At 46.7% G+C, this 12,151-nt stretch carries 10 protein-coding genes; all 10 read left to right on the top strand.

The features are described from left to right. Positions 1 to 102: 102 nt before the first annotated feature. The 10 genes from BP97_RS0107480 to mutS all read left to right on the top strand — a co-directional run bounded on the left by BP97_RS0107480 (position 103) and on the right by mutS (position 12,122). Positions 103 to 1,110, top strand: a complete 1,008-nt coding sequence (locus BP97_RS0107480; protein ID WP_028548532.1) for a FecCD family ABC transporter permease — start codon at positions 103 to 105, stop codon at positions 1,108 to 1,110. 1 nt (position 1,111) lies between these two features. Continuing rightward, complete coding sequence (locus BP97_RS0107475; RefSeq protein WP_028548531.1) at positions 1,112 to 2,155, top strand: FecCD family ABC transporter permease; 1,044 nt, start codon at positions 1,112 to 1,114, stop codon at positions 2,153 to 2,155. A 25-nt stretch (positions 2,156 to 2,180) separates the two neighbouring features. Beyond that, entirely contained in the window at positions 2,181 to 3,050 is an 870-nt protein-coding gene (locus tag BP97_RS35630) for an ABC transporter ATP-binding protein (RefSeq protein ID WP_051620443.1), read from the top strand. 154 nt (positions 3,051 to 3,204) lie between these two features. Then, complete coding sequence (locus BP97_RS0107465) at positions 3,205 to 4,218, top strand: ABC transporter substrate-binding protein (RefSeq protein WP_028548530.1); 1,014 nt, start codon at positions 3,205 to 3,207, stop codon at positions 4,216 to 4,218. 46 nt (positions 4,219 to 4,264) lie between these two features. After that, positions 4,265 to 5,056, top strand: a complete 792-nt coding sequence (locus BP97_RS0107460; protein WP_028548529.1) for an ABC transporter ATP-binding protein — start codon at positions 4,265 to 4,267, stop codon at positions 5,054 to 5,056. Then, entirely contained in the window at positions 5,049 to 5,900 is an 852-nt protein-coding gene (locus BP97_RS0107455) for an ABC transporter permease (protein ID WP_156043171.1), read from the top strand. Before BP97_RS0107460 ends, BP97_RS0107455 begins: the two co-directional genes overlap by 8 nt. A 141-nt stretch (positions 5,901 to 6,041) precedes the next feature. After that, positions 6,042 to 7,022 carry an aromatic acid exporter family protein gene (locus tag BP97_RS0107450; RefSeq protein ID WP_028548527.1) on the top strand — a complete coding sequence of 327 codons (981 nt, stop codon included), beginning with the start codon at positions 6,042 to 6,044 and terminating at the stop codon, positions 7,020 to 7,022. Between the two features lie 106 nt (positions 7,023 to 7,128). Further along, a complete protein-coding gene (locus BP97_RS0107445; protein ID WP_028548526.1) occupies positions 7,129 to 7,695 on the top strand; it encodes an outer spore coat protein CotE in 567 nt (188 codons plus the stop codon). 143 nt (positions 7,696 to 7,838) lie between these two features. Next, entirely contained in the window at positions 7,839 to 9,278 is a 1,440-nt protein-coding gene (locus tag BP97_RS0107440; RefSeq protein ID WP_028548525.1) for a putative amidoligase domain-containing protein, read from the top strand. A gap of 72 nt (positions 9,279 to 9,350) precedes the next feature. After that, positions 9,351 to 12,122: a DNA mismatch repair protein MutS gene (mutS, locus tag BP97_RS0107435; RefSeq protein ID WP_028548524.1), complete on the top strand. Its 2,772-nt coding sequence runs from the start codon at positions 9,351 to 9,353 to the stop codon at positions 12,120 to 12,122. The last annotated feature ends 29 nt before the right edge of the window (positions 12,123 to 12,151 follow it).

The following is a 12,151-nucleotide window of genomic DNA, read 5'->3' as shown; positions in this document are numbered from 1 at the left end:
ATAATGATTTTCAAAATCATTGACAATTGATAACGATTCTCATAGAATAAAAAAGAGCTAATTTTCCTTATTAAATTAATAGAGAGACAGAAGAGGATCACAATGAAAGCTTTATTTCAGACCACGAAGGCCAAATTGGCAGGACTTATCTTTTTTATTCTTCTGTGTGCTGTAGCATGTGCATGCAGTATCATGTTTGGGGTTAATAATTATTCCTGGAAAACCGTAATAGAAGCCTATTCGGCATTCAACGGATCGAATGATCATCTTATTATTCAGACGGCAAGAGTGCCGCGTGCGCTTATTGCTATAGCTGTCGGTGCCAGCTTAGCCGTTGCAGGGGCCTATATGCAGGCTCTAACAAGAAATCCTCTTGCATCGCCAAGTTTGTTTGGAGTTAATTCAGGAGCTGCTTTTTTCATCGTGCTGCTAGTTGGCTTTGGACCGTCGGCATCCATGATGACGTTAACCTGGGTTGCCTTTTTGGGAGCTGCTGTGAGCGCAGGTGTCGTATATTTGCTTGGGTCGTTAGGAAGAGACGGATTGACACCCGTAAAAGTTACTTTAGCAGGTTCCGCAGTAACGGCATTTTTCTCCTCGTTAACACAAGGTGTGCTGCTTACTAATGGGAAAGCATTCGACCAAGTGTTGATATGGCTGGTCGGTTCCGTCGCAGGAAGAGAACTGCGGATGCTGTCCGCTGTCACTCCATATATTCTTATCGCTCTTGTAGGAGCTTTAATCTTAGCCCGCCATATTAATATTTTGGCCATGGGCGACGATGTTGCCAAGGGCCTTGGTCAGAAAACAGCTTACATAAAATTAGCAGCTGCAGTCATCATCGTTATTTTGGCAGGGGGCTCAGTAGCTGTAGCAGGTCCTGTTGTATTCGTTGGTATTATCATCCCTCATATAGCCCGTTACCTGGTAGGCAACGATTATCGTTGGATCGTGCCATATTGCGCGGTTTTGGGTGCGATATTAATTCTAACTGCCGACTTGGGCTCCAGATTTATTGCGATGCCGAAGGAAGTACCTGTAGGGGTTGTCACTGCTTTGCTCGGCGTTCCTTTCTTCGTGTATATTGCACGTAAAGGAGGAAGATCGTAGAATGAGCAAGTATTTGACAGTTCGAGGAAAAAAAACAGCTTTCTCTTTTCTGATTAGTAAGAGGATGCTTTGGGTCATTTTAGGTTTGGTCATCGTTAATGCGATTGTTTTCGTTATTGGAACCGGTGTTGGTTCTGTTAAAATAATGCCGATTGATGTTATTAAGGTGCTGTTCGGAGTAGGCTCCGACACGCAGACACTTATAGTGAACTCGCTTCGCTTGCCGCGAATGATTATCGCGGTGTTGGTTGGCGGCTCATTGGCGGTCTCAGGTGCTATATTGCAAGGCCTGATCCGTAATCCCTTGGCTTCACCAGACATTGTGGGAATCACGGGAGGCGCTTCGCTTGGTGCCGTTTGCTTCTTTTTCTTTTTGGGAAGCACCATGAGCATTCAATGGCTCCCTTTATGTGCTATTATAGGAGCTTTCATTTCAACCTTTCTTATTTATATCTTGGCATGGAAGAAAGGCGTATCACCCTTGCGTATGGTTATGATTGGGATCGGGATGTCCTCAGCATACAGTTCTATTTCTTACATGCTTATGATATCCGGACCTGTTATTTTGGCAAATAAATCGATGACCTTTATGACAGGAAGCATTTATGGTGTTTCCTGGGAAAAAGATGTATGGGTCATGCTGCCCTGGGTGCTCGTACTATTGCCGCTTGCTCTTCTGATGGCAAGAGAAGTGAACGTTCAGGAGCTAGGGCAAGATATTGCATCCGGTGTCGGCAGCGCGGTTCAAGTTAAACGGGCACTACTGATTCTGCTCAGCGTTGCGCTGGCGGGAGCGGCAGTAGCTATCGGCGGAGCGATTGGCTTTATCGGCTTAATGGCGCCGCACATTGCACGCAAGCTAGTAGGACCGGCATTCGGTGGAGTTTTACCGGTGTCTGCATTAATTGGGTCTTTGATTTTACTTGTAGCGGATTTGGCGGCAAGAACGCTATTCACACCGCTTGATATACCAGCAGGAGTGTTTACGGCGGTTATCGGCGCACCATTCTTCGTATATTTGCTTTACAAAAACCGCCATTCATGAAGACGATTGAAGGAGATGACTTCGGATGCACGCTTTGGAAGCCAAAGGCTTGAGCTTATCCTATGGAACCGTACCTATATTTAAAGATTTGAGTGTGAACATTCCAAAAGGAGAAATTACGGTGCTCATCGGCAGTAACGGATGCGGCAAATCTACCTTGCTCCGTTCCCTTGCACGTTTGTTAAACCCGCAGAAAGGAACGATTGTCCTTGATGGACATGAATTGGCAAAGCTTCCTACCAAGGAAATTGCTAAACGATTAGCGATTTTGCCACAAGGACCTACGGCTCCCGAAGGGCTTACTGTGCTGCAGTTAGTTAAGCAAGGGCGTTATCCATACCAAAGTTGGCTTCAGCAATGGTCTCAAGAGGATGAGCGGATGGTGCGCATGGCACTAGAAGAAACAGGAATGACGGAATACAGCGAACGTACGGTGGATTCCTTATCCGGCGGACAGCGTCAGAGAGCCTGGATTGCCATGACGTTGGCACAAGGGACCGATACTGTACTGCTGGATGAGCCTACAACCTATTTGGACTTGACACATCAAGTTGAGGTGCTGGATCTTCTGTACGAATTGAATGAAAAGGAAAGCCGGACGGTTGTCATGGTACTTCACGATATTAACCTTGCATGCCGTTATGCCCATCATATGATTGCCGTCAAGAATGGTGCGATCTGGGCTCAAGGAAAACCAGAGGATATTGTAACAGAATCCATGATTCAAGGGGTATTCGATCTGGAATGCCAAGTATTGAAGGATCCGTTCTATGGTACTCCGCTGTGTATCCCATACGGTAAAGGCAGAACTGTTGGGCTTGAACCGCCTGTATCTGAACCAAAATCATCGTCTTCGAATAACCGATCCGAAACACGCGTCCCTACGACAGCGTAGAACGGCATATATTTTTAATACAAACATGTTAGAACCGTCTGACTCTTTTAGCGAGAGTTCAGGCGGTTTTTTTGTGCTTTCATCACTCTTTAACCTTTTTCTGGGCTATTGCATAGACTATCCCATCAAAGAAAACAGATGGAGGGACTTGCCTATGAGTAAGCAAAGATGGTATGCAGTAATAGCCATTCTGCTGACGGCAGCATTAACGTTGACCGCATGTGGACCTAAGAAGGCAGAGGAAGTGACGAAGGTACGGATCGGTGAGGTTACCAGGTCAATCTTCTACGCTCCCGAATATGTAGCCATAGCGAAAGGCTATTTTAAAGAACAGGGATTGGAGGTAGATCTCACCACGACAGCAGGCGGAGACAAGACGATGACGACTCTGCTCTCCGGCGGGATTGATGTAGCGTTGGTCGGATCGGAAACTTCGATTTATGTTCAACAGCAAGGAAGCGGGGACCCGGTCATCAATTTCGCTCAGTTGACGCAGACTGATGGTACTTTCCTGGTGGCACGCAAGCCGCAGACGGGTGCATTTGATTGGAACACCTTGAAGGGCAAAACATTCCTAGGTCAACGCAAAGGCGGTATGCCTCAAATGGCCGGAGAATTCACTTTGAAAAAACATGGAATCAATCCGCAAAAGGATTTGAACCTCATCCAAAACGTTGAGTTTGCCAACATTCCTACGGCTTTCGCATCTGGAACGGGTGAATATGTGCAGTTATTTGAGCCGCAAGCAACCGTCATCGAGAAAGAAGGAAAAGGGTATGTTATTGCCTCCTTCGGAGTAGAAAGCGGCAAACTGCCTTATACCGTATTTATGGCTAAAAAGAGCTTTATTGATAAGAACACGAATACGATCCAGAAGTTTACGAATGCCGTTCAAAAAGCGCAAAATTGGGTACAAACCGCAAGTGTGGATGAAATAACGGATACGATCACTTCATTTTTCCAAGATACAGATAAACAAATTATTAAGGGTGTTGTAAAGCGTTATAAGGATCAAGGGTCATTCGCAACCGATGGAATCATCGATGAGCAAGAATGGAACAATTTACAGGATGTTATGGAAGCGGCGGGAGAGCTGAAGCAGCGTGCAGATTATAAAACACTTGTTAATAATCAGTTCGCCGAAAAAGCAAAGCAAACGGTGAAGTAATCATGCTTTATCTTACAGACCTTGAATCCGAGAGGAGGGTTTCAATATGCAAGCCGTTGTGGAGCTAGATGGATTATCTCATGTTTATGTAAATGGTCGGGGTGCAACGATGGCTCTTCAGCAGATTAGCCTGCATGTGAATCAAGGTGAATTCGTAAGCTTGATTGGCCCCAGCGGCTGCGGTAAAACGACGCTGCTGTCGCTGATCAGCGGTCTGCTGACACCTACACAGGGCAGCGTGCGCATATCCGGTGAATGGATCAAACAGCCGACACCGAAAGTGGGTTACATGCTGCAGCAGGACTACTTATTCCCCTGGCGCACGATTTATGAGAATGCATCTATTGGTCTCGAATTAATGGGTAAACGGGATGCTGCCTCCAAAGCCCTCGTGTTGGAACTGCTGGACGACATGGGGTTATCGGATTACGCCGACAGCTACCCCCAGCAATTGTCAGGAGGCATGAGGCAGCGTGTGGCCTTAGTACGGACATTGGCGACGGAGCCCGATTTATTGCTGCTGGATGAGCCGTTCTCCGCCCTCGATTATCAGACGAAGCTTCAGTTGGAGGATCTGGTGTCTGTTACGCTAAGGTCCCGTGATAAGACGGCAGTTTTGGTAACCCACGATATTTCCGAGGCTATCGCTATGAGCGACCGGATCGTTGTGATGCAGCCTAGACCTGGTAGGATTCGTGCGGAGGTAGATGTACCTCTAGCGATTCGTACGGCACTGCCCCTAAAGGCCAGGGAAGAAGCGGGGTTTCATGACTTGTTCCATCTGTTATGGGGTCAATTTGAAGATATGGATGCGGATAGGAGTGGTTCGGATGATTGATATGACACCGTTAAATCCTTCTCCGGAGCGTGCCGAAGCCGAGCATCTAACGAAACAGGAATTCGAAAAGTATAAGGCACAGGAACGGAGAACGACACAGAGGGTTCGAATCACCCAGCTTACCATATTGCTTTTATTTGTGAGCTTGTGGGAGGTTGCCGGAAGGCTGCATTGGATCGATGCTCTGTTATTCAGCTACCCCAGCAGGATAGGTGCGCTTCTGTATACGAAATTAGTTGATGGTTCCTTATTTCTGCATGTGGTGGTTACTCTGTGGGAGACGATCATTGGATTTTTGCTAGGCACGCTGTTCGGTACAGCCATAGCAACCTTGATCTGGTGGTCATCCTTCCTGTCGCGTGTGTTGGATCCGTACATTGTCGTATTGAATAGTTTGCCGAAGGTTGCCTTAGGTCCGTTATTTATAGTAGCTCTAGGTCCCGGTGTCTTGTCCATTATTGCTACGACGCTTTCCATAACTGTTATCATTACGATTCTTACCGTGTATGGAAGCTTTAAGGAAGTTGATCCTAACTATACGAAAGTGATTAGGATTTTCGGGGGCAATAAGCGCAAGGTGTTCCAAAATGTCATTTTGCCTGCGTCCTATCCGACAATTGTGTCTACTTTGAAGGTTAATGTCGGTTTGTCTTGGGTGGGTGTAATCGTGGGCGAATTTTTGGTTTCCAAAGAAGGCCTTGGTTACTTAATTATTTACGGCTTCCAGGTGTTTAATTTCACGTTGGTCATCGGAAGCGTCATAATCATAGCTATTGCAGCTACAGTGATGTACCAGGGGGTCGCTTATTTGGAAGGCAAACTGATAGGAAACAAGCGTCGGTGAATTGTGAGAGGCTTCGAAAGAAGCTTTTTTTCTTCAGTGACGAAGTACAAGCCGTAGGTGGGTAAATTTGACGTAGTTGGGGGAACGATAAGAGAACAAGTTGATCAACAGAGTCGCATATACTCAAAGAGAGGGATAACGATGGGAATCCGCGTTATAAAAACGGCCTTAGCCGTCCTTGCATCCATTTATTTAGCCCAATGGTTCGGAATTCGTTCGCCGCTTTCTGCCGGCTTACTGGCGATTCTAGGCGTTGATGTGACAAAGAAGAAAGGCTTGCGAACTTCCTTTCAACGAATTGCAGCATCCCTTGTAGGTCTAACATTATCCGCTATCCTATTTGGCTTACTAGGATTTGAAATTTGGGTTATCAGCTTATGTATCTTGATTCTTTATCCGCTGCTTGTCCGTTTGCATTTAAAAGATGGTGTTGTAACGAGCTCAGTCGTCATGTTTCATATCTTTATGGCGAAGCCGATAACGATTGAATTGATACTAAATGAAGTAGCCTTGCTGCTGGTAGGTTTGGGGACAGCTACCATAATTAATATCGTCTACATGCCTCGTGAGCATAAACAGCTGTTTGAAATACGCAGCAAACTCGAGGCGTACTTATCAAGTATCTTGGTGCAAATATCTCTTCATTTGAAGGATACCGGATACATATGGAGTGGAAGTGAGCTGTTGGAGGCGCAGGATTTATTGGAGAAGGGCCTTAAGGCAGCCCAACGCTCGATGGAGAATGCGCTATTTCAAGAAGAATCGGAATGGGCATCGTACTTTATAATGCGTAAACAACAGATGGATTCTATCGAGAGGATGATCCAGTTAGTGGCTCAAGTGTATCAAACCTTGCCGCACGGTGAATTACTCGCAAATGTATTGGAACGATTAAGCGAGGACGTTAAGGTAGAGTATTATACAGGCCGCTCCGAGAAGGCGTTAGAGTCGTTAGTAGGCAGTTATAGGCAAATGCCCTTGCCGGTCAGTCGTGAGGAATTTGAAGTGCGGTCCGCGCTTCTCCAGCTTATGATGGAGCTTAGAGCCTTTCTGGACATAGCCAAGCGGGAGAAAAAGCAAAAAAACGCCGAAACTCAAAAGAAGGCGCAATCACAATCATAATATGAAAATGTATAAAATCTCGAAAAAGAGAGAAAAGTTTTTGTCACCCTAGACGAATGTCCTGCATACAATTGTAATGAATGATTGTATGGAGGAGGTTGAAAAGATGTCAATAGATAAAGATTTGCATTACAGAGAGATCTATACGAAGGCTGTTTGCGGCAAAGGACGTAAATTTTCGCAAGTAACGAACACGGTCACTCCACCTCATGCTCCGACGAGTATTTTGGGTGCTTGGATTATCAACAACCAGTATGATGCGGTGAAGTCGGGAGATCAAGTGGAAGTAGTAGGTACTTACGACATCAACATTTGGTATTCGTATGATAAAAATACCAAAACAGATGTTGCGAAAGAAACGATCTCTTATGTTGAAGCAGTAGGGCTTTCTTATCTCGATAAGAAGCACAGACCGTCGACAGCCGAAGTCACGGCAAATGCCACACAAGAACCGAACTGCGTGGAAGCAAGTATCTCCTCGAGCGGTGACAGTGTCGTAATTCGCGTGGAGCGCGAATTCAAAGTCGAAATGATCGCAGAAACTAAAATCTGGGTTGTAGTGAACCCTCATGCGAACGATGATTTCGAGGACAAATCCGTAGACTTCGACGATGCCGAAGATGGTGACTTTGAAGATCTTGATCCTGATTTCTTGGATGACGATTTGAACTGATTTCTAATTTCATTATATGTAGCTTAAGTTCATTTCGGCAGAGGGCGTCAGCCCTCTTTTTTGTTTAAATGGTTGTTCGCCTGAAAAATAGGCATTTGTGTAATTGATGACTTTTGTAAACCAAGGATAGGGGGCTGCTTATCGTGCGCGTATTTTTACTGCATTCCAATGAACCGACCTTGCAAATGCTTCTGGATCGAATCGATATTCCGCACGGGACACGATTGGCAGTTCCTCTGGAAAAAACATGTGTCATCCATTGGGGCTGCTTCCATACAGAGAAATCGGGGCAGCTTACTATTCAACCGGTAAAAAGTATCTTGCGTGCCTCCAACGCCCGCAAAACAGCGGAATTATTGCTGCTTCACGGTGTACGTATGATGAACGAGGGGGAAGTGGAGCTGCCGCGGTTTACTTATGAATACCTCATCCCTGTGTTTCATCTTCAAGCGTTGGCATTATTTCAAAAATCGAAAGGGATTTTCTTCGGCACTCCTCACCCGCTGCATCAACAGCTGGAATCAGAATTTACTGAGACGGGGAACGAGACATCTTCCTACCATGCAATGAGAGCCAAGCGTGAAGCCATAAAGAGCGTTTATGCGCTTGGTTTGGATTACGGTGTTGTGCGAGTAGGTGTTCGACCTGGTGGAGAATTAATCGTTCTGGAGGTGTCGGCTGTACCGGAGCTTACGGATAGGCTCGCGGAGCTATTTGCTGACGCAATTCAGAGGTTTACAAAAGAATTGGAGGAAGAAACGAGACAGCCGGCTGATGAAGTCATGCTGGGAGCGGATCCCGAGTTTCTGCTGCTTAATCCTCTGGGTAAAGTAATTTTCGCATCCAAATTCATGGACAAAGAAGGGCCTATCGGTTGTGATGCGATAGTGCTTCCTAATTTTCGTAAAATTTATCCTTTGGCAGAGCTGCGCCCGGAGCCGAGTAAGGATGTTAGGCAGATGATCGTGAACTTGCATCGAACGATGCAGATGGCATCGAGAAGCATTCATGACGGTACGCTGCATTGGGTTGCAGGAGGTATGCCAGTAAAAGGGTTTCCGCTTGGCGGTCATATTCATTTTAGCGGCATTAGACTTAGCAATGAGCTATTGAGAGCTTTGGACAACTATTTAGCTCTGCCACTTGTGCTGCTGGAGGATGGGACAACGGGAGGAAGGAAGCCGAAATATGGCTTTCTAGGTGATTTTCGAAGACAGCGTCACGGAGGGTTTGAATATCGCGTACTCCCCAGTTGGATGATTTCTCCGACGGTGGCAAAAGGGGTGTTGGCGCTCTCCAAGCTTATAGCAGATCACTATCGCCAGCTTCAGGCTAGGCCGCTATCTGAGCCTGATGTGCAGGAAGCTTATTATAAAGGGGATAAATCGCGTATTCGTCCTCTAATCCCGGGGCTTTGGAGTGACCTTATGAAGCTTCCAGATTATCGTAAATACGAATCCTACATAGCACCAGTCAAATCGCTTCTTCTAAAGATGCAAGCTTGGAATGAGCAAGAGGATATTCGACGTAAATGGAAAATAGGGCCTTTTCATAGAAAAGAAGAATCGTCTATTAATTCATGATATAATAAGGAACGAACTAATAGAAACAGGTTATTAATGCAAGCAGATATGAAGTAGCATGGAGGAACGAGCATGGTTAAATACACGCCGATGATCGAGCAGTACCTAGCCATCAAGGCGGAGGTGCAGGACGCTTTTTTATTTTTTCGCTTGGGCGATTTTTACGAAATGTTTTTTGAAGATGCTGTGAATGCCTCCAAGGAACTTGAAATTACTCTGACCGGAAGGGAAGGGGGGGCCGAGGAGCGCATTCCTATGTGCGGCATTCCCTACCATTCGGCAGATAACTATATAGCTCGGCTGGTAGAAAAGGGATATAAGGTTGCCATTTGCGAGCAAGTGGAAGATCCATCCCAAGCAAAAGGGGTCGTGAGACGAGAAATTGTCCGTATCGTAACACCTGGTACGGTAATGGATTCGAGGCTGCTTGGAGAGACGAGCAACAATTATATGGTGTCTGTAACGGAAACGGGAGTCGGTATCTACGGCTTTGCCGCGTGTGACATCTCTACCGGGGAGTTGTTTGTTACCCGTTTGGAAGGAACGCTGGCACTAGTAGCCGATGAAATGAATGTTTACCATCCATCGGAGTTGATAGGAACTCCAGAGCTGCTGGAGCAGCTCAAGGAGCATACGTCTTCCTCGTTGGGAAGTTCAATTGTAGTGACGCCCCGACCGAGTAAAAATGTACATAGCGACTTTCAGCTTGGCGATTTTTTTGCCGCTACGGAGCTGTCCGCCCTTCACGCAGAGGGCAAGTCATGTGTTGGGCAATTAATGCTGTATTTGCAGGAAACACAAAAGAGGTCTCTTGTACATATCAAGCACATCCGGGTTTATGAGCCTAATCAATATATGATCATGGACCCATTCACTCGCCGAAATCTGGAGCTAGTCGAGACGGTTCGGGACCGGACGAAGAAAGGAACGCTGCTCTGGCTTCTGGATAAGACGATTACAGCCATGGGCGGTCGTCTACTGCGCAGATGGATTGAGAAGCCTCTGATGAGCGAATCCGCTATCCAGGAAAGGTTGGAAGCCGTCGATAGGTTGTATCATCAACTGATTGTTCGTGATGAATTAAAGCAATCATTGAAGGAAGTTTACGATTTGGAGCGTCTAGTGGCAAGGATCTCGTACGGCAGTGCGAACGCGAGGGACCTGGTTGCCTTGAAGGCATCGCTTCAGCAAGTGCCTAATCTCAAACAGGTGTGTGAGATGTCAGGATCTGCTACATTGGCCAAGTTGACCGCAAGGATCGACCCTTGTCAGGACGTTATGGTCTGGATAGATGAAGCTATAACGGAGGAACCGCCTGTTTCCGTTCGCGATGGTGGGATGATCAAAGCGGGCTACCATGCTTATTTAGATCAACTACGAGAGGCCAGCACGAACGGTAAACGCTGGATTGCCGAGCTGGAGAAGCAGGAACGTGAACGTACCGGCGTCAGGTCTCTTAAGATTGGCTATAACAAAGTGTTCGGTTATTACATTGAAGTTACGAAAGCGAACTTATCTTCGCTGGAAGAAGGTCGCTATGAACGCAAGCAGACGCTTGCCAATGCGGAACGATTCGTAACTCCAGAGCTGAAGGAGAAGGAAGGTCTCATTCTCGAAGCACAGGAGAAAATGGTAGATCTTGAGTACGAGCTCTTTATGCAGTTAAGGGACAAGCTCTTCGCCCATATTTCGAGACTCCAGCAGCTTGCAGAGCTGATTGCGACTGTCGATGTGTATCAATCCCTTGCCGCGGTGAGTGCTGCCAATCGCTACACTCGTCCGGAGATTGGAGACTTTTACGAGCTTCAAGTTCAAGAAGGTCGCCATCCGGTTGTGGAAGCGGTGATGCAGGACGGTGTCTTTATAGCCAATGATACGCGGCTGAGCCCTGAAGAAGGGCAAATGCTGCTGATTACCGGTCCCAATATGGCTGGGAAAAGTACCTACATGAGGCAGGTAGCTATCATTTGTCTCATGGCACAAATCGGATGCTTCGTGCCAGCCCAGTCCGCCAGGGTTCCGATTCTTGACCGTATCTTTACCCGAATCGGAGCAGCCGATGATTTGATCGGCGGTCAAAGCACCTTTATGGTCGAAATGATGGACATCCAAGTCATGACCGACAAAGCAACAGACAAAAGTTTGGTTATCATTGACGAGCTTGGCAGGGGGACATCAACAGGCGAGGGTATGGCGATAGCGCAGGCGGTTATCGAATTTTTGCATGATCGTATTGGCTGCAAAACGTTGGTCTCCACCCATTTTCACGAGCTGGCTCACTTGGAGGAGACACTGGGAAGCCTTCGCAATTACTGCATGGCCGTTAAAGAAAGCGGTCGCCAGGTCACCTTTCTCCGCAAGCTGATACCAGGAGCGGCAAGCACGAGCTACGGCATTTATTGCGCCCAAATAGCAGGGTTGCCTAATGGAATTATAGACCGCTCCTATGAGCTGCTCCATGCCTTTGAAGCACGTGCTGAGTTGATTCAAGGACAATCCCAAGCGTCAGCAGCAATGAGTACGGTGGAAGAGAAAGCTGCGCCTGCGCGGATTCAGATCCAACCAGAGCCTCAGAAGGAGTCTATGATCTCCGATGAGCAGAAACGCATAGAAGAGCAGCTACCTGCTGCCGACCAAACGAAAAGGGCGGAACAAGTCAAAGAAGCTCCTTACGTTCAATTAAGTTTGTTCCAGGAAACAGAGCCGGCTTCCGACCGATCGAAGAAGAAGTCCGATCCCCGTCTGGATCAAGTTGCTGAGCAATTGAAGACGGCTGATTTAATGAATATGACGCCAATGATGGCTATGAACTTTTTATTCGAGTTGAAAAAGCAATTATCTTAAATTATTTCTAGCTTCATACATTGAAAGGA

This window comes from Paenibacillus sp. UNC451MF (genome assembly GCF_000686845.1).
Taxonomy (GTDB): Bacteria; Bacillota; Bacilli; order Paenibacillales; family NBRC-103111; genus Paenibacillus_S.
This window is presented reverse-complemented; position numbering and strand designations above follow the sequence as displayed.

Excerpts from the sequence above, each read along its gene's own strand:
- BP97_RS0107465 (WP_028548530.1), top strand. The coding sequence starts at position 3,205 with ATGAGTAAGCAAAGATGGTATGCAGTAATAGCCATTCTGCTGACGGCA.
- mutS (WP_028548524.1), top strand. The coding sequence starts at position 9,351 with ATGGTTAAATACACGCCGATGATCGAGCAGTACCTAGCCATCAAGGCG.
- BP97_RS0107450 (WP_028548527.1), top strand. The coding sequence starts at position 6,042 with ATGGGAATCCGCGTTATAAAAACGGCCTTAGCCGTCCTTGCATCCATT.
- BP97_RS0107475 (WP_028548531.1), top strand. The coding sequence starts at position 1,112 with ATGAGCAAGTATTTGACAGTTCGAGGAAAAAAAACAGCTTTCTCTTTT.
- BP97_RS35630 (WP_051620443.1), top strand. The coding sequence starts at position 2,181 with ATGCACGCTTTGGAAGCCAAAGGCTTGAGCTTATCCTATGGAACCGTA.
- BP97_RS0107455 (WP_156043171.1), top strand. The coding sequence starts at position 5,049 with ATGATTGATATGACACCGTTAAATCCTTCTCCGGAGCGTGCCGAAGCC.
- BP97_RS0107480 (WP_028548532.1), top strand. The coding sequence starts at position 103 with ATGAAAGCTTTATTTCAGACCACGAAGGCCAAATTGGCAGGACTTATC.
- BP97_RS0107445 (WP_028548526.1), top strand. The coding sequence starts at position 7,129 with ATGTCAATAGATAAAGATTTGCATTACAGAGAGATCTATACGAAGGCT.
- BP97_RS0107460 (WP_028548529.1), top strand. The coding sequence starts at position 4,265 with ATGCAAGCCGTTGTGGAGCTAGATGGATTATCTCATGTTTATGTAAAT.